The 25,798-nt window shown below is 40.7% G+C and carries 27 protein-coding genes and 1 pseudogene; 17 read left to right on the plus strand and 11 right to left on the minus strand.

Features of this window, described 5'->3' with window-relative positions:
- Together EHS11_RS19865 and EHS11_RS12735 are read left to right on the plus strand one after the other, a co-directional pair.
- Positions 1-221: hypothetical protein (locus tag EHS11_RS19865; RefSeq protein ID WP_167884435.1), on the plus strand; the 221-nt coding region annotated here is incomplete at its 5' end.
- A gap of 134 nt (positions 222-355) precedes the next feature.
- A complete protein-coding gene (locus EHS11_RS12735; protein WP_135764798.1) occupies positions 356-943 on the plus strand; it encodes a fibronectin type III domain-containing protein in 588 nt (195 codons plus the stop codon).
- A 3-nt stretch (positions 944-946) separates the two neighbouring features.
- Here EHS11_RS12735 and EHS11_RS12740 read toward each other — a convergent pair whose 3' ends face one another.
- The 3 genes from EHS11_RS12740 to EHS11_RS12750 all read right to left on the minus strand — a co-directional run bounded on the left by EHS11_RS12740 (position 947) and on the right by EHS11_RS12750 (position 4,563).
- On the minus strand, positions 947-2,341 hold the full coding sequence (locus EHS11_RS12740; RefSeq protein ID WP_135764799.1) for an Lcl C-terminal domain-containing protein: 1,395 nt from the start codon (positions 2,339-2,341) through the stop codon (positions 947-949).
- 173 nt (positions 2,342-2,514) lie between these two features.
- On the minus strand, positions 2,515-3,495 hold the full coding sequence (locus EHS11_RS12745) for a malate dehydrogenase (protein WP_109018419.1): 981 nt from the start codon (positions 3,493-3,495) through the stop codon (positions 2,515-2,517).
- An 18-nt stretch (positions 3,496-3,513) separates the two neighbouring features.
- On the minus strand, positions 3,514-4,563 hold the full coding sequence (locus EHS11_RS12750; RefSeq protein ID WP_135764800.1) for a DsbA family protein: 1,050 nt from the start codon (positions 4,561-4,563) through the stop codon (positions 3,514-3,516).
- A gap of 177 nt (positions 4,564-4,740) precedes the next feature.
- On the opposite strand from EHS11_RS12750, the gene EHS11_RS12755 reads away from it, so the two are divergent.
- Positions 4,741-5,061 carry a hypothetical protein gene (locus tag EHS11_RS12755; protein WP_135764801.1) on the plus strand — a complete coding sequence of 107 codons (321 nt, stop codon included), beginning with the start codon at positions 4,741-4,743 and terminating at the stop codon, positions 5,059-5,061.
- A 63-nt stretch (positions 5,062-5,124) separates the two neighbouring features.
- A complete protein-coding gene (locus EHS11_RS12760; RefSeq protein ID WP_246047860.1) occupies positions 5,125-5,712 on the plus strand; it encodes a hypothetical protein in 588 nt (195 codons plus the stop codon).
- A gap of 9 nt (positions 5,713-5,721) precedes the next feature.
- Here the strand turns inward: EHS11_RS12760 and thrB are convergent, their stop codons facing one another.
- Positions 5,722-6,753 (minus strand): homoserine kinase, encoded by a 1,032-nt coding sequence (gene thrB / locus EHS11_RS12765; RefSeq protein WP_246047861.1) that lies wholly within the window; start codon positions 6,751-6,753, stop codon positions 5,722-5,724.
- Positions 6,754-6,951: 198 nt separating this feature from the next.
- Between thrB and EHS11_RS12770 the strand changes: the two genes are divergently transcribed.
- Complete coding sequence (locus EHS11_RS12770) at positions 6,952-7,824, plus strand: LIC_13029 family protein (RefSeq protein ID WP_135764803.1); 873 nt, start codon at positions 6,952-6,954, stop codon at positions 7,822-7,824.
- A 4-nt stretch (positions 7,825-7,828) separates the two neighbouring features.
- On the opposite strand, the gene EHS11_RS12775 is transcribed toward EHS11_RS12770, so the two are convergent.
- The 6 genes and pseudogenes from EHS11_RS12775 to EHS11_RS12795 form a co-directional block, all read right to left on the minus strand.
- On the minus strand, positions 7,829-9,013 hold the full coding sequence (locus tag EHS11_RS12775) for an acyl-CoA dehydrogenase family protein (protein ID WP_135764804.1): 1,185 nt from the start codon (positions 9,011-9,013) through the stop codon (positions 7,829-7,831).
- Positions 9,014-9,078: 65 nt separating this feature from the next.
- Positions 9,079-9,243, minus strand: a complete 165-nt coding sequence (locus EHS11_RS19870; RefSeq protein ID WP_167884436.1) for a hypothetical protein — start codon at positions 9,241-9,243, stop codon at positions 9,079-9,081.
- 3 nt (positions 9,244-9,246) lie between these two features.
- Positions 9,247-9,921, minus strand: coding sequence for an arsenical resistance protein ArsH (gene arsH / locus EHS11_RS12780; RefSeq protein ID WP_281282578.1), 675 nt, complete (start codon positions 9,919-9,921; stop codon positions 9,247-9,249).
- Positions 9,918-10,133, minus strand: a pseudogene (locus EHS11_RS12785) (arsenic resistance protein); the annotation flags it as partial. The gene arsH and the pseudogene EHS11_RS12785, both read right to left, overlap by 4 nt.
- Before the next feature lie 67 nt (positions 10,134-10,200).
- Positions 10,201-10,629 (minus strand): arsenate reductase ArsC, encoded by a 429-nt coding sequence (locus EHS11_RS12790; RefSeq protein ID WP_135764805.1) that lies wholly within the window; start codon positions 10,627-10,629, stop codon positions 10,201-10,203.
- Positions 10,629-10,973: an ArsR/SmtB family transcription factor gene (locus EHS11_RS12795; RefSeq protein WP_135764806.1), complete on the minus strand. Its 345-nt coding sequence runs from the start codon at positions 10,971-10,973 to the stop codon at positions 10,629-10,631. Before EHS11_RS12795 ends, EHS11_RS12790 begins: the two co-directional genes overlap by 1 nt.
- 108 nt (positions 10,974-11,081) lie before the next feature.
- Between EHS11_RS12795 and EHS11_RS12800 the strand changes: the two genes are divergently transcribed.
- Positions 11,082-11,783 (plus strand): CAP domain-containing protein, encoded by a 702-nt coding sequence (locus EHS11_RS12800; RefSeq protein ID WP_135764807.1) that lies wholly within the window; start codon positions 11,082-11,084, stop codon positions 11,781-11,783.
- A 269-nt stretch (positions 11,784-12,052) separates the two neighbouring features.
- Positions 12,053-13,516: an HD domain-containing phosphohydrolase gene (locus tag EHS11_RS12805; RefSeq protein ID WP_167884439.1), complete on the plus strand. Its 1,464-nt coding sequence runs from the start codon at positions 12,053-12,055 to the stop codon at positions 13,514-13,516.
- Here the strand turns inward: EHS11_RS12805 and EHS11_RS12810 are convergent.
- A complete protein-coding gene (locus EHS11_RS12810; protein WP_135764808.1) occupies positions 13,513-14,859 on the minus strand; it encodes an adenylate/guanylate cyclase domain-containing protein in 1,347 nt (448 codons plus the stop codon). The two genes, EHS11_RS12805 and EHS11_RS12810, sit on opposite strands and share 4 nt — an antisense overlap.
- 113 nt (positions 14,860-14,972) lie before the next feature.
- On the opposite strand from EHS11_RS12810, the gene EHS11_RS12815 reads away from it, so the two are divergent.
- The 10 genes from EHS11_RS12815 (at position 14,973) to EHS11_RS12860 (ending at position 25,627) form a co-directional block, all read left to right on the plus strand.
- Complete coding sequence (locus EHS11_RS12815; RefSeq protein WP_135764809.1) at positions 14,973-15,791, plus strand: UbiA prenyltransferase family protein; 819 nt, start codon at positions 14,973-14,975, stop codon at positions 15,789-15,791.
- 24 nt (positions 15,792-15,815) lie between these two features.
- On the plus strand, positions 15,816-16,133 hold the full coding sequence (locus EHS11_RS12820) for an LIC10362 family protein (RefSeq protein ID WP_167884437.1): 318 nt from the start codon (positions 15,816-15,818) through the stop codon (positions 16,131-16,133).
- Between the two features lie 68 nt (positions 16,134-16,201).
- Complete coding sequence (locus EHS11_RS12825) at positions 16,202-16,963, plus strand: electron transfer flavoprotein subunit beta/FixA family protein (protein ID WP_135764811.1); 762 nt, start codon at positions 16,202-16,204, stop codon at positions 16,961-16,963.
- Between the two features lie 10 nt (positions 16,964-16,973).
- Positions 16,974-17,933, plus strand: a complete 960-nt coding sequence (locus EHS11_RS12830; RefSeq protein WP_135764812.1) for an electron transfer flavoprotein subunit alpha/FixB family protein — start codon at positions 16,974-16,976, stop codon at positions 17,931-17,933.
- An 18-nt stretch (positions 17,934-17,951) separates the two neighbouring features.
- Positions 17,952-18,542, plus strand: a complete 591-nt coding sequence (locus EHS11_RS12835) for a LolA family protein (protein WP_135764813.1) — start codon at positions 17,952-17,954, stop codon at positions 18,540-18,542.
- A gap of 3 nt (positions 18,543-18,545) precedes the next feature.
- A complete protein-coding gene (locus tag EHS11_RS12840) occupies positions 18,546-20,513 on the plus strand; it encodes a hypothetical protein (protein WP_135764814.1) in 1,968 nt (655 codons plus the stop codon).
- Positions 20,514-20,538: 25 nt separating this feature from the next.
- Positions 20,539-21,507, plus strand: coding sequence for a tryptophan--tRNA ligase (trpS, locus tag EHS11_RS12845; protein ID WP_135764815.1), 969 nt, complete (start codon positions 20,539-20,541; stop codon positions 21,505-21,507).
- A 75-nt stretch (positions 21,508-21,582) separates the two neighbouring features.
- Positions 21,583-23,535, plus strand: a complete 1,953-nt coding sequence (locus EHS11_RS12850) for a ComEC/Rec2 family competence protein (RefSeq protein ID WP_135764816.1) — start codon at positions 21,583-21,585, stop codon at positions 23,533-23,535.
- The gene (gene rsmA, locus EHS11_RS12855) at positions 23,483-24,349 is read left to right on the plus strand and encodes a 16S rRNA (adenine(1518)-N(6)/adenine(1519)-N(6))-dimethyltransferase RsmA (protein ID WP_135764817.1); all 867 of its coding nucleotides are present in this window, start codon (positions 23,483-23,485) and stop codon (positions 24,347-24,349) included. Before EHS11_RS12850 ends, rsmA begins: the two co-directional genes overlap by 53 nt.
- A gap of 21 nt (positions 24,350-24,370) precedes the next feature.
- On the plus strand, positions 24,371-25,627 hold the full coding sequence (locus EHS11_RS12860; RefSeq protein WP_135764818.1) for a sterol desaturase family protein: 1,257 nt from the start codon (positions 24,371-24,373) through the stop codon (positions 25,625-25,627).
- Positions 25,628-25,798: the final 171 nt, after the last annotated feature.

Below are 25,798 nucleotides of genomic sequence, written 5' to 3' on the forward strand. Positions count from 1 at the left end.
TCGGCGCAAATCCAACAAGCGGTAGTTATATCACATTCTTTTCCGTTTCACTGACTTGCAATGATGCAGGCGGTGCCGGTTGTGATAAAATCGCATACTCTACCCAAACCGGTTCCGCTCCGACTGATCCCGCGACCAGGCCGGAAATACCTCCGCTGTTTCCAGTGAAAATTACATTATTGACACTACAATTGCCACTCCTTCCCAAGTTTCCGCACTAGGCACAGGAACGGAGGTCTTTGTACAGTAGGCTCCTGTTTCCAATGCTGCCGAATACAGAGTTTATTATAGCACATCAAGTCCTGTGACTACCTACTCCACCAGCATAACAGGAATTAGCAACCTATACTACAAAATGACAGGTTTAACCAGTGGTACATTGTATTATGTAAGAGTCGAAGCAAGGAATGGAGTTGGTGGTGTTAGCTTGCTTTCACAAGAACAGACTGTATTTACTACTTCGGTGCCACCGGGGACTGCTGTTTCGGGAACGTATGCGGATATATCTGCTGGACAAGGCATTAATTCAAGCGGAGGATATTCTGCGGCAATAATAGACTCAAAGTCAGACAAGCTACTTGTGATAACCGCCAATCAAGCAAATAACAACAAATCCAGTCTTTTCCGATGCAATCTGGATGGCTCCAATTGCACGCATACTGATATTTCAGCTGGGCAAGGAAGTATGGTTGGGTTTACTCTATCAGTCACGTTTGACTTACTTTCTAGTAAGTTGCTTGTAGTCGCTGGTGTCAATTTACCTGGATTGTATCGATGCAACTTGGATGGAACAAATTGTATTTATACAGATATTTCTTCAGCACAACCAGCCGGCTCCGGCGGTCTTCCTTTTGCACTAATTGATCCAACTTCAGGTAAATTATTAACAGTTGCGTTGAATTCAGCAAACAACGAATATAAGCCCAGTCTTTTTATGTGGTAAAAGCTACGGCCCGCTCACACATCTCGCTGAGCCAGAACCGGTATTCGTTTTTGTATATTGATCGTAAAAACCGGTTGTAGTCACAATGGCATGAGCGCTCGTCGTAGTGTCTTGCCTTGTTGTGCCGGACCAATAGTAGGTAAAGGGATTTGGAAAATAAGTCTCATGCAAACGACTACTGCCTGATTTGGTATAATCCATGATACTGAGGAGTTCATTACGATTGGGAAGTCTCCAAGTTCTACCTGTAAGATTCAGGTCTCTGCAATAAATCAAAGCATTTGCCCAAGTCGGAGCAGTTGCCGCAGGAGTACAATCCGTAACACCCTGTCCGTAGCTGCATTTCTGCCATGTTAGCTTTGTGGTTTTATCCAGGATGGTACCATCTCCATTATCCGTATAACCCCCACTAGGTTCCCGGAGCGTCCCTGATACGCAGCGCACATAATTGCTTCCGGCAGGAGCTTGATCATTGAGCGCACCAAGGAGAAAACTCACCATATAATAAGATCCTGCGTTAGCTTGTGACGGAGTGGAAGACCAATAGTATCCGCTTGTTCCTGTTCCCGGAAAATAAGCAGATAAGATTGAAGGGGAACTTACGGAAACATCCACAATACTTGCCAATTCAAAAATAGTAGGAAGCCGAAATCCCTTCGCAGAACATAGAGCAGATGATACGGCATAGGATTGACTAGTAGCACCCGCACAACTTCCCCCGCTTCCACCTTCCGAACATTTCTGCCACAAAAGACCGGTTATATTATCAAAAATCGTTCCGTCTCCCGGATCAGTATAACTTTTTGCCAAATGAAGTAGGAGATCCCCGTCTTGTCTGGGAAAAGAAGCATTGCCACAAGTGACGGAAGTAGTCGCATTAAAACAAGCTGTCTGACCTGTTTTCAATAATCCGATTGCATATGCACCCAAGGTAGTGACTTCCAAGCTGATCTTGGCAGAGAGACTTCCCGATGAATGGGCGGCATTCACTTCATACTCCGTATTGGAACGAATGATAGACGGTGTTCCTGAAATTACGCAAGTTGCCGGATCCAAAGTCAAACCGGTCGGAAGAGAAGGAGAAGCCGTACAATTGGAAAAATTGCCTGTCGGACTCGGCTTTATTTCATCGATTTTTATATGTTGGGAAAAAACAAAAGGACTTCCCGTATAACCAAAATTAAATTTTTGACCCGCAAGGCAACCCGGAGTCATCAGACATTTGAACAGTTGATTGGGAAGATAAGAGCTTGATCCCGGATCTTCAGGATTGTTATGAACTTGATTTGCGCAATTGGAAATAGATAAGGCCGAAACTAAATTTAGAAAAAGTAAAATTTTTACCAATCCTGATTGAGATAAGATATTTTTTCCTAAATCCAGTTTGAGAGAGATCATTTTTCCAGGATTTCGGATTTGAATACAGGGCAAATAATTTTTCACGGCTGAGAAAGAACTTTCTTATTTGGGAAAAAGAAACAAAACAAACGATAGTTGATTTTATTACAAACCTGTTGATTTCGTAAATGACTGTCCGCCGGAAAACCGGCGAACAGAATAGAAGCTTAATTTTAGATCATATCTTTTACTTCAGCTTTTTCTTCCTGAAGTTCTTTGTGAGTGAGGTCAAATTTCTCTTTTCCAAAAGCGTTTAATTCAAGACCGCTTACGATCTCTACTTTTTTGCCGTCGGAACGAAGAGGATACCCGAAGATAAGTCCTTTTTCCACACCGTATTCTCCGTTGGAATGGCATGCCGCACTGAACCAGTCGCCTGCTTTTGTAGGAGTTACGATGTTATGAACTGTATCAACCACAGCATTTGCTGCAGAAGCCGCAGAAGAAGCACCGCGAGCTGCGATGATTGCCGCACCGCGCTTTTGAACCGTAGAGATAAAATCTCCTTTCAGCCAATCGTGATCGGAGATCGCATCCGTTGCCGGTTTTCCATTGATCTTAGCATTATAAAAATCAGGATATTGGGTAGCTGAGTGATTTCCCCAGATAGCAACGTTTGACACTTGTTTTACGGCAACACCGGCTTTTTGCGCCAATTGCGTTTTCGCACGATTTTCGTCCAAACCTGTCATGGCAAACCAACGATCAGAAGGAATTCCTTTTGCATTGTTCATTGCGATGAGGGCGTTCGTATTACAAGGGTTACCTACGACTAAAACTCTTACGTCCGAGTTTGCATTCTTTTCAATCGCTTTGCCTTGAGTTGTAAAAATTCCACCGTTGATTTTGAGAAGATCCCCTCTTTCCATTCCCGCTTTTCTGGGAACGGAACCGACTAGCAAGGCCCAGTTGATATCACGAAAAGCTTCGTCTATATTGGAACTTACGGATACTTTTTGAAGCAAAGGGAAAGCACAATCATCCAATTCCATGATCACACCCTTTGCCGCAGGAACAGCTTGTTCCAACTCCAATAATTGCAATTCCACCGCAGTGTCCGGACCGAACATTTGTCCTGAAGCAATTCTAAATAGTAGTGCGTATCCGATTTGACCTGCAGCTCCAGTGACTGCTACTTTTACAGTATTACCCATTATATATATTTCTCCTGATTAGTTTTTTAATTCTTTTTCAATGATCTCTTCGAAGCTTTCATAAGGAAGAGCACCGGAAATAAAGATACCGTTGATAAAGAAAGCGGGAGTTCCGCTTACCCCTACTTTTTGTCCTTCCTGAATATCTTTGTTTATCTCCGCTTGAAGTTTGTCTTTGTCATTCATGCAAGCTTGGTATTTCGATTTGTCAACACCCGCTTTGATCACCAAAAAATCCACGTTAGACGCTGAAAGGTTTCCCGAGTTTTCGAAAAGTACAGGGAATACTTCCCAATATTTTCCTTGAGAGAGGGAACAATTTGCCGCCATATGAGCATACATCGCATCTTGGTGGAAAGGAAGAGGAAAGTCGCGAAATACCCAACGAATCTGATCTTTGTATTTTTCACGAAGTCTTCTGTTTACATCTTGGCTGCGTTTGCAATAAGGACATTCAAAATCGGAAAATTCAACGATGGTGATTTTTGCCTTTTCAGGACCGATCGAAGGATTGTTTTCCGTATCAACCGTTACACGAACTACGTCCGGTTCTTTAATCAAAAAATCCACAGGATATTTTTGAACGATTTCTTTGTATACATTACGGCTATGTTCTTGTTCCTGTTGGTTTTTCAGAAGACCTACGATTTGATCTTTTGCCTGAGCAAGAGATTTTCCACCTAACTGCGCCTTATATGTGTTATATATATCGGCTATTTCCTGGTCGGTAGGTTCTTTCGGAACAAAACCCTGCTTCAAAACATCTGCGGCCGGAATGTTTTTTTCCGCTCCAACGATTTCAAAAAGTTTGTCTTGAGCAAACTCAGCAAGAGTGTTTTTGATTAGATTTGCGTAATCGGTTTGGTATTTTGAATATGCAATCGGAGATGTTTTTTTAACATCCGTTATATCATATTTTTTGCCACCAATCGAGACGGCATCTTGGTTGAATTTTGCCTGGATGAACGAAGGGATTGAAACCCCTGCGAGCACGGCCAATACTACGATCGCACCCACTGCCAATTTGGAGAAGGGTTGTTCGATCCATTTTTGAATACTATTTTCCATCAAAACCAGCTTCTTAGTGCCAAATTCCGAGAGCAAACCGAAAAATTTTTAAATCACGCACCCGGGAATCCGTAAAAAAATGCGATTTTTCTCAATTCATTTTGAGGTTTACCGATGATCTAATTGGGAGAAAAGGAATTTTCTCCTACGAAGACTATCAAACGGAGGTTTGGGTCTATGAATATTACATCCGTTCCAGCGGCTGCCCCCCAACAAATTATACCCTTCAACCTGGGAAAACAGAGTGGAGAGGAAGGTCCCCCGGTTCCCAAAAAACAAAGTTTACCTTTGGTCGAGGAAACTAAAAAGGACAAAAAAGAAGAAAAGGTTCCCGAGGTCAAACTAGACGATTTGCTCATGAAGCCGACCCCCCTTCCTTTGGAAGAGAGATTGAGTCAAATCATCTCTGCCGAAGAAGTAAAGGATTTGCTTTCTCTGGTTACTAGAAGCCCGGCGCTGAACAAAGTAGATGAACACAAAGTGGATGTAAAAAGGTAATCCGACCTGGTTCCTCTTCTCATTGCGATCCAGGATAGTTTTTTAGTTATCCTAGGTTGTATTTTGGTTCTTTCTATTTTAGGCTTCCTGGCCGTGCTATACACTCAATTCATTTTACCAATTATCTCCAGAAAGGAATCCGATCGTTTCAATCCGGCACACACGGGCGACCGCTATGATTTGGTTGTGGATGAGTCCACAAGGTTCGCTCAATTTACGATCGGTTGTAAGACGGGAAATATCGCAACCAGGTGCAATGCGATTTCGGAGGATCAATTGATCTTTCAAATAAAAAAAGCTAAAGATAGCGAAGATTATTCGATTACCGTTCTAAGAAACGGTCCTACGTTTTACAAACCGCCTCGCATGGAAATTTATCATAAAATGGAATCGAAAGAAATATTCGATTCCTATGAGATCATCGGCCATCCCGTGGAATTCAGAATTTCGGATAAAATCGTAAAAGAAAGAATGGCAAATTTTATCGAGATCGCACTCAACTCTTCGTTTTACTTCAACAAACTGGGAAAAGAAAGGATGAGATTTACCTTTACCGTAGGAAAAATACAGCCAGGTATCAACCGTAAGGTGAGACTCAGGGGCGACATTTACGCGTTCGGAAAGGAAGAAGAAAACGAAGACTCTGAATAAAAACCGTTTTTAAAAACTGGAAATCTTGGTTCCCAAATGATCCGCCTGGATTTTTTGAAACGAATAGGAAATGGACAACCCTTTCATCGTTGTTTCTATTTTCTTTTGCAACTTGGGAAGAATATTTGAAGTATGTTTTCTTTCTACAAATAAAAGCAAACTGGGTCCCGAGCCGGACAGGCAATATCCGATTTTTTCCTCTTCCAATACTTTTGTTATGGGCTTTAGAGGAGAACTTTCATAGATTCGATAAGGTGTGTGCATCTTATCTTCCAAAGCCACCAAAAGGTCGCCAAACTTTCGCTTGTCGAGGAAATGCATCCAAGCACCGATCCTTGACAAATTAAAAATCACATCCGCAGTCTGATACAGCGTTGGTAAGGTTTTACGGGACTCTTCCGTAGAAATATGCAAATGGGGAGTTAGTATGAACAATGAAACGGACGAAGGGAAGTTTTTTCTAAAATAACGAAGAGGTTCTTTGTTTACGGAATAGGCAAATACAAGTCCTCCCAAATAAGCAGGCAATGTATTGTCCGGATGTCCTTCCCACTCCGCCAAAAACTGTAAAAATTCTTTCTCCGTAGGAACAGGAATTTTGGTTTCTTTTCTTTTATGAACTTCTCTGGCCAAACACAATCCGGCAACGATGGCAGAAGCACTGGAACCCAAACCTCCTTTTAAGGGAAGAGATAGCGTCATCTTACAATGATAAGTTGGAGTCTCTTCCGTAGGGAGGAAATGTTGAAAATAGTCTTCGTATGCTTCCCGGACCAAGTCTTCTTTGGAAGAAAAAGGAAGAGGTTCTCCGTTTTTTTGAACGATTGAGTACCCCTTTTCTTTCGGAAAGGTAAATTCAAAATCATTATAGATCTTCAAAGCCATACCCATTAAATCGAAACCCGGTCCAAGATTGGCACTAGTTCCGGGAACCCGAATTTTAATTTTTGGGATATGAGTCATTGCTTCCGCCCAGGGTTTTATTTCTAAGAGTAAAATCAACCTCTCTTTGCTTTTAGTAGTTTCGTGCAAAATGGTCATTTCGGTTAGAGTTATAACCGATTCACAAGTCCCCAATCCTGAACCAATCGTTATTATGTTCCATATCTTTTGCCCTTCCCGGGTGTCTTGGCACGACTTATGCAAAATGTATAGGGAAAGGACAGAAATGGAAAATGTCTTGAAAAACATAGAGGCGATGCTCAGAAAAAAAGCAAATTGCCATTTAGGAACACAGATATGGTTTCAGAATCTCTCAAACAAATTGATCCGGCCGCTTTATTATGGAAAGCAATTTCAAGGCAGAACGAATTCCAAGCGGGAAATCTTAGGCTAAATCCGGAGATTACCATCCGCACTTTCAAAAACCAAACGAAACGGTATTTGCAATCAGAAAGATATGAATTCACGGTAGCAATGAAGGAATTGCTCAAACCGATCGTTACGCTCGACAACGAAAAAGTAGAGTATTTGATTTTTAGAATTTATGAATCTTTTTACAGAGAGCTGCACTACTGGGAAGATCCCAGATCCAGATTTTCCATTGATATCGTATTTCAATTTATAGAATTTTTATGTACGGAAGGGCCCAAAGAAGACCTGGCAACCGTTCTACAAAGAGAAACAAGTTTAAACAAAAAAGAAGTAGAGTCCATCATCACTCATATAAAGGTTTTTAATAAGTTAGGTGTGTATTTCACAAAGTCCCCTTCTTTGAAAAAAACAATTGAAAACGGCGAACCCATCCTTACTACAATTGCAGCCGCTCATACGGATGTGACCTGGCTCGCTTTGGAATCAATGTTTTATCTTTTGGTAGCACAACATGCTTTGGCAAGCAAATACTCCTGCGAATCCTTGTTACGCGGTTGGATGACGGAATATGGTTTTGACGAAAACCAATATGCAGTTGTAGCGAACTACTTTCCACCGGGAACATCCCTTCATGATTTCAGAGGGAACTACACGAGCGCTCTCCGAACTCTGCATGGTCTTGCCAGTAAGGAAAAACCAGACTATGATTTGTTATTATTAAGATCAATCGGAAACTATTTCAGTTCCTGGATCGTAAGGGTAGCCCACCAAATGGAAGCAGGCTACCAGGCAGCTTAAGAAATCAGCCACCCCACATTTTTTTCAAATCGGAAGCTATGTTTTTCTGCATAGCTTCGTTGGTTCCTCCACCGATAGAAAGCAAAATCGCATCCCGATGAAGTCTTTCCACAGGATACTCGCGGCAATAGCCGTATCCACCTAATACCTGTATCGCGTTTCTGGACACTCGTTCCGCCATTTGGGTCGCTACTAATTTTGCTGAGGCCGCACCGAGTGAATTTCTCACTTCGGGAGAAAGTCCCGATGCCACTTGGTAAACAAGGGCCCGCGCCGCCGAATAATCCGCATACGATTCGGAAATCAGTCTTTGGATCTGGCCGAATTCGATCAATTTTTTGCCGAACGCTTCTCTGTGACGAACAGTATAATCACACATGATATCGATACATCTACGCGCGATCCCGATCGATTGGGCAGCAAGAGTCACTCTTTCTATTTCCAAGTTACGCATCATATGCGTGATGGCGGAATTTTCATCTCCCAAAAGATTTTCTACCGGGACTTCCATATCTTCAAACACAAGCTGGGTCGTCGGAGAAGATCGCATTCCCATCTTCTCTTCTTTTTTCCCTACCGAAAAACCTTTGTAAGACGACTCAATAACGAAACTGGTCATCTTTTTTGCGTTCTTATCAAGTTTGGTATAAAGCAAAAAAACCTGTCCGTTGGAACCATTTGTGATATATTGTTTCACTCCGTTGATCACATAACGGTCTCCTTTTTTAACAGCATGAGTGGTCATGCCCAGAACATCCGTTCCTGCACCCGGTTCCGTCATCCCCATACCGCCGATCCATTCGGCAGAAATCACCTTATCCAAATATCTCTTTCTTTGATCCGCATTGGAACTATGGTAAAAATTATTAACGAATAAAACTTCGTGAGCCAAATAAGAAAGAGTAAACCCCGGATCAAAACGGGACATCTCTTCGTGAATGATAACAGCAGCAACGGCATCGAGTCCGTGCCCTCCGTCTTTTTCGGGAACGGTGATTCCGAAAATTCCTAGTTCGGCACCCAGTTTTTTGAACAAACTGGTGTTAAATGTCTCGTGTTCATCATGTTCTTTTGCCTGTTCATCCATCTCTTTTTCAGCAAAACCGGCAACAGATTCGCGTAAAGATAAATGGGCATCTGTGGGATTGAAAAGGTCAATCTGGTGGGAAGTAGAATTCGAAGCGATCATATTCAGAAAGTCTTAAACCGATTCCTTACTCTGTAAAGGAAAAAAGCGAGAGAAGATCCTGTTATTTAATTCTTTACGCTGACAAAATAATGATAAAATTCCTCATCTTTTTCGAATCCGTTCTTTTCATAAATACTTTGCGCTTGTTTGTAAAAAATCCGGTAGAGTGTGAATATCGCGGTGGGCCGGTCCAGGTCTTCTATGGTAGCGTGCCTTGTCTCGTATGTCATGTGTTAAATTATTTTCTCTTTTCTTTCACTATATCTGTCTACCAAATAATCGGAGATATCCCGAGTCATATAAGTGAATTTCATCAATTCCTCCATTACATCCACCAGGCGGTCTCTATAACTAGATTCTTTCATCGTTCCGTCTTCATGAAACTCGTTGAAAGCTTTTGCGACAGAAGATTGGTTTGGAATCGTAATCATCCGCATCCACCTCCCCAAAATTCTCATGTTATTCACCGCATTGAAACTTTGTGAACCGCCTGACACTTGCAATACTGCCAAAGTTTTGCCTTGCGTCGGACGAACCGCCCCCAGACTAAGAGGAATCCAATCGATCATAGTCTTCATAAGTCCCGTCATATTTCCGTGCATCTCGGGGGAAGACCAGACCTGGCCTTCCGACCATTGACTCAAATTCCGAAGCTCAATTACTTTAGGATGTTTTACCGACCTGTCTCCGTCATATACTGGAATTCCATCCGGGTCGAATATTTGAACTTCCGCACCGAAAAATTCCAAAATCCTTTTTGCTTCCATAGCGAGCAGGCGTGAATAGGATTTGGAACGAAGGGATCCGTAAAGGATTAAAATCCGGGGTTTATGTTCGGAGTATTTGATTTGTTTCGGAAACTCGGCGAATGTATTATTTTCCAAGTATTGCATTGGTGATTGATTCAATTTGAAAATTCCAACCTGTAATATTTTTTAGCTATAAAAAAAGAGATGCGAACCAGTAGGATCAGAACCGGCACTTCAACCAACGGACCGATTACTCCTGCAAATGCTTGCCCGCTATTCAATCCGAACACAGCAATGGCTACTGCTATCGCCAATTCGAAGTTATTTCCTGTTGCAGTGAAAGCAATCGAAGCTGTTTTTGGATAATCCACAATGTAAGATACTGATCTAAAAAACCTAATTTTTTACTTTCCATAACAAACTTGCAATCGTTAGTATTCACTGTATTTTGATATTTTCTTTTACAAACTTTTCCGAGTACATGCGAATTTCTTCTCTCACTCTGCGAAATTCATTTAGTATTTCTTCTTCACTTCCCTTTGCTTTCGCCGGATCGGAAAAGTTCTGATGTAACCTGATTGCATGCGAAGGAAAATAAGGACAATTTTCCTTCGCATGATCACAAACTGTGATGATATAATCAAATTCGATTTCTTTGTATTCGTTGATATGATTGGAAGTATGACCGGAAATATCTATACCTGCCTCTTTCATAATCATTACCGCCTTAGGATTCACTCCGTGAGTTTCAATTCCGGCGCTATAGATATTCGCGTTTCCTCCCGAATAATTCTTAAGCCAACCTTCCGCTATCTGGCTCCTGCAACTATTGCCGGTACAAAGTACTAGTATATTTTTGGTTTTCATTAACAACAGTTCCTCTTGGTTCTCGGTTTGTATTTCTTCAATGTTATAAAAAAATCCTTCGCATTTTCCTGAAATTCTTCCAGAACGGGCCAATTGATACAGTAGCAGGATTTTTTACCTTCGACTTCACCCGTAATCAAACCGATCTCCTTCAATTCCTTCAAATGTTGGGAAACAGTCGCCTGCGCAAGAGGCAGAACTTCTACGATCTCTCCGCAGATACATTCTTCTCTTTCGGCGATCGTTTGCAAAATCGCAATCCTTGCCGGATGCGAGATTGCCTTAGCAAATAGAGAAAGTGTTTGGAAGTTTTCATCGAATTCTTCCTTTTTGTTAATTGCCATATTGTATATCGTAATTATACGATAATAAAAGCAAATCAAAAAATCCCGATCACAAAGGACAAAATTCTAAAAACATCTCGCCCTACTCCGAACTCAGGGCGTCTTTGTATGGGGAAACCGGAAAAGGAATCCCATCTGGGTTGGATCGCGAGCATTTACGATGCATTAGGTGACACAAACAATGCGAAAAAATACAGAGAGTTAAGTGCCAATCCTCCGAAAGCTCCTCCGATCAAATTATTGCCTCTGGAAAAGATAGAAGGAGATTATCTTAAATCGGGACTTGCCTATTTCAATGAATTTCAAAAATCCATCGGAGGTAAACCGACTAAGCTTGATCCTGCATTGAATAGTGCCGCAAAAAAACATGCAGAATATCTTTATCAAAATCATTTCGGGGAAATGATCACCACCGAGTGGCATAACGAAGAAAAAGGAAAACCCGGCTACATCGGAAAAGCTCCCGAAGATCAGGCAAAAGCTTTCGGATTCAAATCTTCACCGGGTTATTTTACCGGAAATACAATGGGAGGGTTTAATAATTACGATCTGTTTTCAACACCGGAATACCTATTCCGCCATCTTGCCAACACTTCATACCATAGAGGCCTGGTCGTAGCGCCTAACTTCGAATCCACCGGATTGTACAGATGGCGAAAAGGGGAAGCCGGCATGCTCGTATACTTTATGTCATACGAGATCGCTCCGGAAAAATACACAGTATACATGAAACTTGCAGACAGTAAAAAACAAATCGTTTTTGATAAGGAATGGAGCTTTACGACGACAAAAAACGCGAATTTCTTTTGAAATAAAGTTATAAAAATATTTTTCTTTGTTCATCAAAACCACTAGTATATATACTAGCTTTCATCGATCGAATGTACAATCTGAGAGTTCGGATTCTCCGACGAACGACAAATACTTTTTAAAATTGTAAATTTATTTTACAAGGCCATCGTTATTATTTCCATAGCAAGGGAAGCAATTTTATATACTTTAATGCTTAGGATCAAGCAAGAAAACCTCTTCGGGATTTGCCTTAAGCTGAGACATTGCCAACAAACGGAGATTATATCTTGAACGGCCCAAACCAAGTTTCCAAAGACCAGCTCGCCAAATTCGAATTAACCGAAGAATCTTTGAATAGTTTCCGTAAGAACAACAGCATACCTCTTGACTTATACAACAAAGACGGTCAGATACTCATTCATAAAAAGAAAAATCCAACTGTCGACGATTTTGGCAAATTACTCAAATTCGAATTGCAGGGAGTATATTTTCTAGTTTCCGAGTTGAACAAAGGAAAATCGCCAAGCAAACTTGCGGAACTAAGCAAGTCACAAACTGTCAAATTATTCGACCAGGAAAAGACGGCGAAGTTTGCAAGACAATCGGCAACACTGATTGAAGACCTTCGAAAAACATCATTCTCATCCGATCAGGCCATTATGGTCGATCGTTCCATTAACGAGATACTTACGGACTTTACAAGCAACCCCGATTTCGAATCGGGCATATTCAATATTTTGGAAATTTTAAGCGTAGCCGGCGTTCCTTTGGAATCCGAGCTCATGACAAAAAGAACGATCGTTGCAATGGGAATGAAAGTACGAACGAAAAAGATCGTAGAAGACAGCAACAAAAAACCGGACAAGAAAGACCACCTAACTTTAATGATGGCAAGTTATCTGGCTGATGTGGGTTATACGAAATTAGACATAAAGGAACATCCAAAATTATCCAAAGAAGATTATGCGATCGTTCAACAACATCCTATCATCAGTTATCTGATGACTTTAAATGCACCCGAAATTTCAACTGATGTTCGAACTCTTATCTTAAACCACCATAGACCCTATCGAGGCTCCGGTGTGAATAACAACTTTCCCGATACAAGAAACATATTCACCAAATTGATGTCAGTTCGTGACAAGTATAATAAGGAAATAGGAAAAGAAAGGATTGTAAACGATATCGAAAAGCAACTCCATTTGCAGGAAAACAATGTTTCCTCAAGTAGTAGAGAAGAGGATATTGCGATTCTTTCTTTGGCAAGCGAGTATGCCTCTTTGACTTCGAACCAAGCCTGGAGACCTGCGTTCAAATCTTCTACAGCTTTAAAAATGATTTTGAATGATTCGTTTTTTTCTTATAGCAACAAAAACATCCGTCACTTGCTCGACTATGTCGGTTCCAGTTTGACCAATAATCAAAATATCATCAATGTTGGCGACTTTATCATCACCGCTGCGATGGATTCGGAAAAACACGTTCATTTCGACATCTGTGAAGTATTGGAAGTCGATCGATTTCAAACCAGACCCAAACTACAGAGAATTTGTACGATAAAACCCATATTCAAAAAATTGAATAAATATAGAATCGCAGACTTTGATTTGAATCATATCAGAATCGATAAAAGAAAAGCAATCATAGATCTTTCCCATACCGCAGGCTCGACAAGAGTGATTTATATCATAGACAGGGAACTCAACGAACCGTTGTTCAATGCGGTGTATAAAATGAACAAAGCAAGTTAAACCTCTTCCGTCCATTTATAAAGATTCACCTGTTTTTCCTTTCCGGCAAGTAGGATCGATTCCGTTTGCCTGAAATCGTCAGGCTTTCCTATTTCCGCCCAAACCTCTTCGGAAACGAGCAAGTGAGCAGAAACTTTTTTGCATGCGGACTCGATTCGGGATGCAGTATTGACAGTATCTCCGATTACAGTGTATTCCATTCTCTCTTCGGTTCCGATATTTCCCGCAAACACTTCTCCCGTATGGATTCCGATCCCTATCTCTATTCCCGGTTTTCCTTCCGACTCCCTTTCTAAGTTGAATTTTTTTAGTTCGGCTAACATTCTTTTGGCGGAAAAAACCGCATTTCTGGAATCCAAACCCGGAACTCCCGCAGGCAAAGGAGTTCCGAACGTAGCCATCACCGCATCTCCGATAAACTTATCCAGAGTTCCTCCGAAATGGAAGACCGCCTTTGTCATACCCGACCTGTATTCCGTGAGGAATGTGGACAAATCCTGCGGATCCATCGACTCGGACATCTTTGTAAAATTTCTGATATCAGAAAAGAGTACAGTCACTTTTTGTCTTCTTCCGCTTTGAATCACATCGGGCTGTGAAGTAATTTCTTCCACGAGGTCGGGAGAAAAATAACGTGCAAGAGATGTTTTTTGTGCTTCCGCATTTGCCAAACGTTTGAGCATCAAAATCGTTCTGTAAATTCCATAGGAAAGACAGATTGCCAAAGAAAAATATATGATAGGGCGTGTTACGATTGCGTCGGTTACGATCAACTCATCTCCCAGAACGTATTTGTACCAATCGTATCCTACGGGAGTTCCTGTATAAAAAGTATAAATCAGAAAAATACAATGAGCGAAAAAAAAGCAGAGAAAGGAAAACAATACCAGCCGAATCCTGAATTGAAACATGGACAAAGAGAGAGGCAAAAGATAAAAAGCATTCACAGGATTTTTTAAAATAAAATTAGGATTCCCATCTCCTTTCAAAAGATACCAATTCAAAATGGTAATCGAAACTAAAAAATTATCAAAGAATATACTGATATACTCATACTTTTTCACCCAATACTCATGTTGGCATCTCAAAATATAAGCATGAAAGTAAGTGTTTACAAAATAGAAAAACAAAGCGCCGAAATTGACCGCATAACCCCAAATTGTATCTATATTCGGGAGATTTGCGATTATACTCACGGTCATGGCAGCACCGATCACATATCGGAACTGGTTCGCGACCTTGGCACCGTTTCTTTCTTCTTCCTCCAAAAGCACAATCATGGTAGGACTGAGTTTATTTTTAAAACTGATCTTAGTGTCGATTTTTTTCCAAAACGATGTCATATTCCGCCATTCATAAGATGAACTTTTCAAAAAGGAAAGATTTTTTTTAAGTGATTTATAAAACAAAGAAGACCCAGATGATACGGCGGGTCAAAAAGAGGAGTCACCGGTTCTTGGTTAAAAAATTATTTTTTCCTTTTTTCTATTTAAGCGCGGATGTTCTATTATCAGTATTCGGCAATGTCGCCTTACTGAGCCTGTCCCTCTCCGTAAAACCGAAGATTCCTATCCTTGTCTGTTTGGGACTCGCTGTTTTTTCCATTTATATTTTGGATCGTTCTTCCGATTCCATCAGGGAAAAAGGAGGAGTCAAAACGGAGAGGGGAATCTTTTATCAAAACAAAATCGGTCTGACCGTTTTTGCCGGCTTACTTTCATTAACTTTCAGCGTGATTTTGGGTTTTTTGTATTTGCCGTTATCTTTTTTTATAGCAGGAGTCGTTCTCGGTTTTTTGGTATTTTTATACTTTATCTCCACTCAATTTTTTCGGATTTCATTTTTACCGAAAGAGATAGTTCTTTCCTTACTCTATACTCTGGGAATTTCCTTCCCGGTATTACTCGAAAGATTTCCTGACTATGACGAATATCCTATTTTTTTCACGTTATTTCTCAGCGTTCTTTGCAATGTCCTTCTCACTTATCGAAATGATTTGGAATGGGACAAACAATTCCGCTTCAAAACGATTACACTTTATTTGGGAAAAGAATATACTACCATGTTGTTTTATACTCTCTCAGGCATTGGGATCGGACTTTGCATTTATTTCGGATTGCAAGACCCGAATCATCATCTGCCCGCGCTCTGTTTATCGTTTACTTTCTGTTATTTGATATTTCTGGAACCTTGGGGAAGAAAAAATTCCCCCGTTTGGTTTAAAACTTTTTGCGAACTTGCCTATGGACCGTTTTTGTTTCTTTGGATGATTTAATTTTTTCTATTCTCCAAAGTCCGAATGGAATTTCTTAGCCATATGATCTTAGTGTTGATTCATATTCTTCTTTTGGCCTGTCTTTGTTTTTATATCATTTTCGTTGAGAAAAAAAAAGAACCTTTGGCGTCCCAAGGGTTTTTTCCCACCCTCTCGGAAAGTCCGAAACATCTGAAGACACCTACCCATTTCATTTTATTTTTTTCCTTTCTGCTCTTTTTATTTCTCCCTTTGACTACCGGACTGAGTCTCTATCTCAAAACCGACGCCAATGTCCTCGTGGTAATCTTCTTTATCATTTGGGCTTATAATTGGTCCAAATACGTTTTTCTACGAGAATAAAAGACTTTCCTTCTCCCTTCGCTCTCATTTTCTGGTCGTAAGGTAATCCAGGAAAACGGGGTTAAGGAATGAAAATTGTTGTTCTTGTAAAGCAGGTTCCAGATACGGAAACCTCCATTAAGGTGGGAGATAAGGCTATTAACGAAGCCGGTGTCAAATGGATCATCTCCCCATATGACGAATTCGCTATTGAAGAAGGGATTCGTATTCGTGAAAAAACGGGCGGCGAGGTAATCGCAGTTTCCCTAGGTCCAGACAGAGTTGTAGAAGCACTTAGAACCGCTTATGCAATGGGTGTTGATCGTGCAGTTCACGTAAAAGTGGACGATTATGTCACTTTTGACTCTACTTACACTTCTGAACTGCTCGCAAATTTAATCAAATCTGAAAATGCGGATCTAGTGATTGGTGGTCGCCAATCCATCGATACCGACAGCTCTCAAGTAGTCATCCAAATCGCAGAAAGATTGAACATCCCTCACATTGCAATGGCTCTCAAACTCGAATTTGACGGCAAAAAAGTAACTGCAACACGTGAAGTGGAAGGTGGAACTGAAAACATAGAAACACAGGCACCAGTTGCTGTGACTGCTCAAAAAGGTCTGAACGAGCCAAGATACCCTAGCTTAAAGGGAATCATGTCTGCAAAGAAAAAACCGGTGGATGTAAAAAAACCTGATGAGTTAGGAGCTACCGCTTCTAAAATCGAAGTGGTTGGTTTGGAACCGCCTCCTCCACGTATTTCCGGCAGAAAATTAGAAGCAGCCGATGCACAAGGTTTTGCTTCCCAACTCGTAAAAGCTCTTCGCGAAGAAGCGAAAGTTATCTAAGGAGAAGATCATGGCAGACGTATTAATAGTAGGCGAACTCAAAGACGGCGAACTTAAAAAAATTTCCAAAGAACTTACTTCAGCAGGCAGAAAGATTGCTGATGCAATCGGCGGAAAAGTTCATGCTGTAATCATTACAGACAACATAGACAAATTTGCAGGAGATCTGAAAGCGGCAGGTGCTGATACCATCATAGGTGCCAACCTAGGTGATTTCAATCCTGAAGCTTATGCGAACGGAATCTACGCAATCATCCAAGAGAAAAAACCTTCGGTAGTTCTTCTACCTCACTCCTCTCAAGGAAAAGAGTATTCCGCTCGTGTTGCGATCAAAGCAAACGCAGGAATCGTAGCGGATGCAGTTAGTCTTTCCATTGACGGTGGTAAAGTCGTTGCTAAAAAACCAATCTACTCCGGAAAAGCTTACGCAAATTTCAAAGTAACTTCTGACATTCAAATTTTCACAGTTCGTGCAAACTCCCAAGAAGTAACTCCGAAAGACGGAGCGGGTGCTGTAGAAAAATCCGGTGCTGAGGCTGGCGAAGTGAGAACCAAATCACTTTCCAAAGACCTAAGCGGCGGAAACAAAGTTCAACTAGCGGATGCATCCATTATCGTATCCGGTGGTCGTGGAATCAAAGGACCGGAAAACTGGCCTCTTCTCCAAGACTTAGCAGATACTTTAGGGGCAGCCCTAGGAGCATCTCGTGCAACAGTTGATGCGGGTTGGATTTCCCACTCACACCAAGTAGGTCAAACCGGTAAGACGGTTTCCCCTAACTGTTACATCGCATGTGGAATTTCCGGAGCCATCCAACATTTAGCTGGTATGGGATCTTCCAAATACATCGTTGCCATCAACAAAGACGGAGACGCTCCGATCTTTAAAGTAGCGACTTACGGTGTAGTTGCGGATTTGTTTGAAGTAGTTCCGGCTCTCACTTCAGAATTCAAAAAAGTGCTGGGGTAATCCCATGCGTTCTTTTAGATGGAAGCCGTGCTTCTTTCTCTAAGATTAATTTTCTCGTTTTCCCTCTTGTGCCTTTTCTCCAAAGGAATTTTGGCACAGGACGGAAGAGATAAACTCAATTCAGTCATCGGTCGTTTGAATTCCCTGGAAAGTTTCCGAGCCACAGTCACTGTGAACGGAGGACTTACAGGAATCATCTCTTACAAAAATCCCTACCAGCTCCATGTTCGTTTGAATGACGGAAGAATTATTTCGTCAAATGGAAAGACATTATGGTTTTATAATCCTGACTCCTCCATTTCCGGAAAACAGGATCTGAAAGGTGTGTCTGGCGGACTTGGTGGATTTTTATCGGGATATGAAAATGTTACAATAAGCGGTAAAACATTTCGTCTAACTTCACCAAACAAAAGATATACAGAAGTCATTTTAGTAGTATCCGATAATGATATGCCGAGGGTTTTAAAAATGAAAAGGGACGACGAAGAAGTTACGGAAATTGCCTTTTCGGGAATCGCTACCAATATAGGTCTTGGGACTTCTTTATTTAATTTTCAACCCCCGACCAGTTCTCAGATCGTTGAGAATCCATTAAACCAGAAGGAATAACGAGTGACACCCGTTTCGCGAACAGAAGCTCACCGAGTCTTTGCCGATTTATATCGCAAGACAAGAACACCGGAACACCAACAACTGATAGATGAAGCAATATTAAAATCCAACGATGTATTCATCCGTATCGATCTGATCCGAAAAGTGGATGAAGATATATTAAATAAAAAACGGGGAATAGAAGAGAAAAAAAAGCCTGCTTCGGAAGAAAAACAAAGTTCCAGTTCTTCCTTTTCCCGGGACAACGGGTCTTCTTCCCAAGACAACAAACAAAGATCCGAAAAAAGATTAAGATCTCCCAGCGAACTGGTAACAGTTGATAGCATCAAACAAAAGCAAGGCACAGGCAAGAAAAAACCTAACGAAACCAAGACGGGTGGAGGATTACTTGCGGGTCTTTTCGGAGGAGGCGGAGGAGGAGCTTCTTCCATCGGAAAATTCGCCAAAGATACCGGCGCCATTGATATAGGACTTTTCGGAAGGAATCCGAGCATCTCACCGGGAGTTGAAAAATTATTCCGCACGTTAAAAGAGGACACAATTATTCCAACGATCCAGGCGCTTCGAATGGCCGAACAACAAGGATGGAGATTATGGACTCCTCTTGTTTATAATGTAATCAATAACTATAATAAATTCTTCAGCGCTTTCGTATCACTCGATTCTCTATTCCTGGACAAAATTTCCCCTGATATATTTTTGGATCGCTCCATTAAAATGCAAATGTTCTATGTGCGCTTTTTACAAAGAGATGATGCACGCCAAATCATTCTGGATCATTTGCCGGAAGTAGTCAGACAAGATGATAAACTGGTTTCCAGACTTTCCACAGTAATGGATGGAATCAGTTTCGGACTTTCTTTGGAATCCACAAGGCCCAAACTTACGGATGCCATTACCGCATTTTATATTGTTTCCAAAAAGAAAATGTTTTCCTGGCAGGAGATTGTTGCCGACTTAAAAGTACCTGCCATCCAGGAACATAAATTTCAGGCGGCGCGTGAGATTCAAAAAGAAGTAGAGATCACAGTTGCGAAAATATCGGATGATATCAACACGAGGGTTTTCAAAAAGGAAGAATTGCAAAGCCTCCGTTCCCGTTATTTTACTATAGATGACAAAGGAAAAATCAGTTTCGATTTTTTGAATGGAGTTGTGGACGATTATATGGCGCACCATATGCCTGATAGTGCCCGCAGCCAAACAATCAAAAACTCATACAAGTCACAGCCGCATCGTTTGGTATACCTGCTTCTAAGAGACATCCAAACGGTTTATATCAACCTTTTGGAAGGTTATGTAAGGCTAGGTGATAAAAACCAAAATCAGGATTTGCTTCTGGTGCAGCCGGGTCTTTTCAAAGAAGAAATCGAAATCATGAACAATTTGGTGAGAACGATTGATAATTTCAATCGCAAGTTCCCCAGCTTTCAATATACTTTTCAACAGTATAACGGAGATTACAACAAAGGTACTATCGACCAAATTGCAAATACGATTTTAACCGCACTCACGGAAGCCTCCGAGTTTTTCGGCAATTTTGCAAACAAACTCAATATCATCATAGAAAATCATCTGATGGCCAAAGAAACCGAATCCAGAGGAAAAATATCCGACAAAATTTCAACAACAAAGGAAAAAGTGATAGAAGAAATCAAAATCATGCAAAGGTTCATTCCCCACCACGAAAAAGCGGTCGTTGCTAAAGAAAGAATCAACGGAATGTATGTGGAAGATGTTTTGACCCAGTTTACAAAGTATTTGTACAATTATGCGGTGATCTTCAAAGACCAACAGACAACAACCAAACTGACCGCACATAGAAAAATAGAACAGGAACTGATCAAATTGCACAAAGAATACGAAAGACTGACATATTCTTCTTTCAATTCCGAATCTTATAAAAAATCTTCCGATGATTCCGAGTCTACTTTCGGAGAAGATTCGGAAGAAGCATCTTCGGAATAGCAACAAAATACAACTTAACTATTTCATGAAAATTTTAACCGGTGTACAACCTTCAGGCAAACTCCATTTAGGAAATTATTTTTCTGCAATTCGGAAAATTCTACATTACCAAAACAAAGCCGAGTTGATGCTTTTCATTGCAAACTTACACGCGTTAACTACTTTTTCTTCAAAAGAAAATCTAAAAGAAAATACTATCTCAGCGGCTTTGGATCTACTTGCGCTGGGAGTTGATCCGGACAAGACCATCTTTTGGATTCAAAGCGATGTCCCCGAAGTAACGGAGCTGACTTGGTATCTATCTCAGTCCATTACAGTTTCCCAATTGCAATTGGCCCATTCCTTCAAAGACAAAGTAGCAAAAGGATTTGTTCCCGGAGCGGGACTTTTCACCTACCCCGTCCTTATGGCCTCGGATATTTTGCTTTATTCTGCTGATAAAGTTCCCGTAGGGAAAGACCAAAAACAACATCTCGAATTCGCAAGAGATATTGCAGAAAGATTCAATTCAAACTTCGGAGAGACACTCACCGTTCCCGAACCGGATATTGACGAAAACACCGCCGCCATACCCGGTGTAGACGGTGCTAAAATGTCAAAGTCCTACAAAAACACGATTGATCTGTTCGGAACGGAAAAAGAAATCAAAAAAGCAATCATGTCGATTGTAAGTGATTCCAAAGAAATATCCGAACCGAAAGATCCGGATACCTCCATCATCTTTCAAATTCATTCTTTGTTTTTAAATGAAGAAGAAAAACAAATACTTAAAACCAGATACACATCCGGCGGGGTAGGATACGGTGATTTGAAAAAATCACTTTTGGACCAAGTGATGACTCATTTCGAACCGTTTCGAAAAAAAAGAGAAGAACTTTCGAATGATCTAAGTTATGTGAATGAAATTTTGGCAAAAGGCAAGACCAAGGCAAGCTCGATCGCCCGAAAAAAAATCGAGGAAGTTCGAAAGGCTTTGGGAATTTATCCTTTTTAGTCAAAACTACGAATCTTTCTTTCTTATTTTTGAATAGGGCAGGTCCGATCTCTTTAGTTTTTTACCTAAAGAGGTATGAAGTCCTCACCACTTCCACGCATTTTTCCCGCTTCCGAAGGGGGAATGGTTTCCCTCGGGATTTGTCTGGTCGGACTCTTAAATCGGATTTATCCGAACATTCCCGGTTTTTCTTTCCTTATCTGTATCGGTTCCATTTTGTTTTTACTACTTCCTCCTTTCTTTTCCCGATTTATAAAATCGTATCTTAAAAAAAAATTTCTCTATCTGATCATAGGGTTTTTAGTTTTCGGATGTTTTCAGATTTATTTTCCAAAAGGTTTTCCAAAGGAAAAAAGAATAAATCAAAACTCAAATCCTTACAAATTTCAGGAAGAAGTCAGAGGGTTACTCAAAGAAAGCAAGCTTCCCAAAGAACTGGCATTAGTTGCGGAAGGATTGGTTCTCGGTTCCGGCAAATCTTTGCCAAAATCCGTCAAACAGGAAGCGAAAGAAGGAGGAGTATTGCACTTGTTTGCCGCTTCGGGGCTTCATCTGGGAATTTATCTAGGTTTTTGTTTGTTATTTTTAAAGAGGGTTTTTTGGTTTTCCAGAATCCTTCCCGTTCTTGTGTCCCTTCTGTTTGGATATTTTTATCTATATCTCTTGAATTTTCCCGTTTCTTTTGTAAGAGCTTATTCATTCGCATTTTACAGCATGTTAGGTGTTATTTTCTATAAAAAGGCTCAATCTTCCGACACGTTATTTTATTCCGGAGCCACAGTGGCACTCTTCTTTCCGGGAGATTATCTAAGCGTCGGATTTTTACTGTCTTTTGGGGCGGTCTTCGGAATCTTCTTTTTAAAACCTGCAATAGACAAAGTTCTATTTCCAAACATCTCCCACTTCTTGAAAGACAATCTGACTTTGTCACTTTCCTGTTCCTTCGGAACTTTCCCAAGTCTCGCCTATGTATTCCATTCTTTTTCATTCGGCAGTATTCTGATCAATTTGATTGTGATCCCTCTCGCAGGAATCATTCTTCCCTTACTCTATCTTTGCCTTATCATTCAAAAATTTTTATTCCAAAACATTGCGGACCTCTTCTGGATCATAACCGATCTATTCTTAAGAATTTTATTGAAATTGGTAACCGCATTGCCCGGAAAAATAGGATTCTATTACGAATGGAATGACAAACAAACGGGGATTTGGCTGTATTTTATCTTCACGATACTCCTTTTTATCATAATCTATAAAATCTTCAAACCCAAAGACATCGTAAACAATCCGAAGATCGGTTATTCTTTTTTCCATTTTCTGATCCTATCGGGTATCGTTTTGTTTTTTCCTTTCGGAGTTTTGATTCTCTCGGTAAAACAAAGTCAGGAAAATTTGCCGGTCCATAGAATTCAAAAAGGAAACGCATTTTTTTTCGGAGAGGAAAAGATTTCGATCTTGGGGAATTGTTATTCTCAAAACCAATTTGAAACATTTGTAAAATCACTAAGATTGCAAAATATGAATGCGAATTCCATCTTCTTCGAAAAGGAGTCTTGTCTCCGTTATGTGTTGGATCTGCAAAAAGAAATTTTAAAAACAAATGTCTCTGCAAGACTTTCCGTCATTACCAACGAGGAAAAACTGGAACCCTGGTTAAAACAGATAAATGCCTGGAACGAAAACTTCCAAATCGACAGATCGGAAACTCTACCGGTTGTTCTTTTCGGAAAGAAAAATCCAATCCCCGTACTTCGCTATACGGGAGACAAAAAAAAGTTTTCCAAGCTTTTAGAAATCACATCTCTCTATGAAAAAAATTGGATAAAATCGGGACTGAATTCGGAAACCGAACAAGCGGGGATCTTGTTACTTGATTTTCCCAAATGGGTGAAAGAAAATCCCGAAGATTGGAAAAAATACCAAAAACTTCTTGGGATTTCTTCTTACTGGAAAATTATAAGCGTAGAGGAACTACTTGTACGCTCCCATAATCAAACTCTCCGAGATCAAAAATTTTCTTTCCTCTAACTCTCTGGTTGCGCAAAAGAAATTCGGACAAAACTTTCTAATCGATCAGAATATAGTTCGTTATATTGCAGAGTGCAGCAAAGATTTTTTCGAAAAGGAAAATGTGGAACTTGCGGAGATCGGAATCGGGCTAGGTACTCTCACTTATCCGATTTTGGAGTTTGAAAGACCTACTTATCTTTTTGAAATTGATCGCGCCTATATCGAACTTGCAAAAACCACATACCTCAATCTTTTTCCAAAAGCCGTTCTCTATGAAGGGGACGCTTTGGAAAATCTCCATCATATCTTTTCCAAAGAAGTATTCATATTCGGAAATCTTCCTTATCATCTAACAAGCGAAATACTGACAATCATCGCTACTGAATTTAAAAATTGGAGAGGCGGTGTTTTTATGGTGCAGAAGGAATTCGCCGAACGAGTCACAGGCGAAATATCCTCTCTTTCCATATTTCTGGAAGGTATGGGAAAAATAGAATTCCTGAAAAAAGTAAATAAAAAATGTTTTTATCCCGTTCCCAAAATTGACTCCGCCTTGATTCGGATTCTTCCCCGCCCGAAGGAAGAACGTTTATTCCATTCGAAAGAGGATATAGCCGTTTGGTCCAGGCTTCTCCGCACTTTTTTTTGGGGAAAAAGAAAACAAATCCAAGTTAGTTTAAGAGACTCTCCTTTTTCACAAGACCCAAAATTTCAGGAAGCAGTAAGAAAGGCCTGGGAAAAAACAAATATTTCCCCCACTTCCCGACCGGAAGAGTTGAACCGAAAACAATTTCTGACTCTTGGTCAAGAATTACTTGACCTTTTGTCATAAAACGGGCAAAACTATTTCGTTATGTTCGAAAATTTCACACCTCCGCCATTTGTAACATTCGCCATTCCGGTTTTCTTTTTACTCATCGGGATCGAGGTAATCATCGGTATCAAAAAACAAAGAGAACTGTATCGATTGAATGACTCCATTGCCGATCTGAGCACAGGGATTATTTCCCAACTTTGGGGACTCTTCCAAAAAGGGGTCGGACTGTTTGCCTACTTTTATATTTATGAACATTTTAGAATTTTCGAATTCGCACTGACAAACCCGCTCGCTTGGGTGATCTGCCTCGTTTTACAAGATTTCTGTTATTACTGGTTCCATAGAGTTTCTCACGAAGTGAATTTCTTTTGGGCAGGCCATGTCATCCACCACCACAGCGAAGAATACAATTTGGTAGTGGCGCTCCGTCAAACCGGACTCGGCGGACTTTCTTCTTGGATTTTTTACGTTCCGATCGCCCTACTCGGATTTCACCCTTGGATGTTTTTAGGTGTGGGCCAAATCAATCTGATCTACCAATTCTGGGTGCATACAAAAGCTGTGAATAAAATCGGAAAAGTAGGGGAATATCTATTGTCCACTCCTTCCCATCACAGAGTCCACCACGCAATCAATCCGAAATACATCGATCGCAATCACGGAGGGATTTTCATCATTTGGGATCGCATGTTCGGTACTTTCCAAGTGGAAGAAGAAGAATGCGTTTACGGAACGGTGAAACCTCTCAAAAGCTTCAATCCGGTTTATGCGAATTATCATTATTATGCAGAGCTCTGCAAACAAGCATTCCATGCAAAAGGAATCCTAAACAAAATCAAAGTTTTCCTAATGCCTCCCGGTTGGTTTCCACCGGAAGAAAACAAATCTGGCGGTTTTCTTCCCATCCCGGAAGTGAGTGCGAGAAGTTTTGTAAAATACGATCCTAAACCAAATGCAGAAGTTCGTTCTTATACGACCGCATGGTTTGTGGGAATCCTTTTGGGATCTTTTGCGTTTCTACTTTTCGTAACCAAATTTACAATGCTCTCCCAAGCACTTTTTGCCCTCTGGGTGACTCTTTCTCTCGTGTCTGTCAATGCGATGATCGAAGGAAAATCCTGGGGAGGCACCCTGGAGATCATTCGTTTGATTTTAGGATTCGGACTTTTAGGTTATTTCGGTCTAGGTTGGGTTTCTTATGGGATCGGAACCGTGTTCTTAGTAATGGCCGGGTTCTATCTTTATCGCAATCAAACCAATTCTCACCATTCTTTACAATTGCAGAGCCAATAAATAATTTATTTACGAACTAGAACCTTCCTCACAGGAAAATCCTGTAGGAAGGTTATTTCACTTCTCACTACGACAGTGCCGTCTCACATTTTTCCCCGCCAAAACCTCGATTTTAAGATTGCCTATCCATTGAACATGGTTAATTATGTGACATAATTCGACATTTTAGTG

Source organism: Leptospira ilyithenensis, assembly GCF_004771005.1.
GTDB lineage: Bacteria > Spirochaetota > Leptospiria > Leptospirales > Leptospiraceae > Leptospira_A > Leptospira_A ilyithenensis.

What these genes read in the sequence shown, in the direction of transcription:
- EHS11_RS12735 (WP_135764798.1), top strand. Translation starts at nt 356, where the DNA reads ATGACAGGTTTAACCAGTGGTACATTGTATTATGTAAGAGTCGAAGCA.
- EHS11_RS12740 (WP_135764799.1), bottom strand. Translation starts at nt 2,341, where the DNA reads ATGATCTCTCTCAAACTGGATTTAGGAAAAAATATCTTATCTCAATCA.
- EHS11_RS12745 (WP_109018419.1), bottom strand. Translation starts at nt 3,495, where the DNA reads ATGGGTAATACTGTAAAAGTAGCAGTCACTGGAGCTGCAGGTCAAATC.
- EHS11_RS12750 (WP_135764800.1), bottom strand. Translation starts at nt 4,563, where the DNA reads ATGGAAAATAGTATTCAAAAATGGATCGAACAACCCTTCTCCAAATTG.
- EHS11_RS12755 (WP_135764801.1), top strand. Translation starts at nt 4,741, where the DNA reads ATGAATATTACATCCGTTCCAGCGGCTGCCCCCCAACAAATTATACCC.
- thrB (WP_246047861.1), bottom strand. Translation starts at nt 6,753, where the DNA reads ATGACCATTTTGCACGAAACTACTAAAAGCAAAGAGAGGTTGATTTTA.
- EHS11_RS12770 (WP_135764803.1), top strand. Translation starts at nt 6,952, where the DNA reads ATGGTTTCAGAATCTCTCAAACAAATTGATCCGGCCGCTTTATTATGG.
- EHS11_RS12775 (WP_135764804.1), bottom strand. Translation starts at nt 9,013, where the DNA reads ATGATCGCTTCGAATTCTACTTCCCACCAGATTGACCTTTTCAATCCC.
- EHS11_RS19870 (WP_167884436.1), bottom strand. Translation starts at nt 9,243, where the DNA reads ATGACATACGAGACAAGGCACGCTACCATAGAAGACCTGGACCGGCCC.
- EHS11_RS12790 (WP_135764805.1), bottom strand. Translation starts at nt 10,629, where the DNA reads ATGAAAACCAAAAATATACTAGTACTTTGTACCGGCAATAGTTGCAGG.
- EHS11_RS12795 (WP_135764806.1), bottom strand. Translation starts at nt 10,973, where the DNA reads ATGGCAATTAACAAAAAGGAAGAATTCGATGAAAACTTCCAAACACTT.
- EHS11_RS12800 (WP_135764807.1), top strand. Translation starts at nt 11,082, where the DNA reads ATGGGGAAACCGGAAAAGGAATCCCATCTGGGTTGGATCGCGAGCATT.
- EHS11_RS12810 (WP_135764808.1), bottom strand. Translation starts at nt 14,859, where the DNA reads ATGACATCGTTTTGGAAAAAAATCGACACTAAGATCAGTTTTAAAAAT.
- EHS11_RS12820 (WP_167884437.1), top strand. Translation starts at nt 15,816, where the DNA reads ATGGAATTTCTTAGCCATATGATCTTAGTGTTGATTCATATTCTTCTT.
- EHS11_RS12825 (WP_135764811.1), top strand. Translation starts at nt 16,202, where the DNA reads ATGAAAATTGTTGTTCTTGTAAAGCAGGTTCCAGATACGGAAACCTCC.
- EHS11_RS12830 (WP_135764812.1), top strand. Translation starts at nt 16,974, where the DNA reads ATGGCAGACGTATTAATAGTAGGCGAACTCAAAGACGGCGAACTTAAA.
- EHS11_RS12835 (WP_135764813.1), top strand. Translation starts at nt 17,952, where the DNA reads ATGGAAGCCGTGCTTCTTTCTCTAAGATTAATTTTCTCGTTTTCCCTC.
- trpS (WP_135764815.1), top strand. Translation starts at nt 20,539, where the DNA reads ATGAAAATTTTAACCGGTGTACAACCTTCAGGCAAACTCCATTTAGGA.
- EHS11_RS12850 (WP_135764816.1), top strand. Translation starts at nt 21,583, where the DNA reads ATGAAGTCCTCACCACTTCCACGCATTTTTCCCGCTTCCGAAGGGGGA.
- EHS11_RS12860 (WP_135764818.1), top strand. Translation starts at nt 24,371, where the DNA reads ATGTTCGAAAATTTCACACCTCCGCCATTTGTAACATTCGCCATTCCG.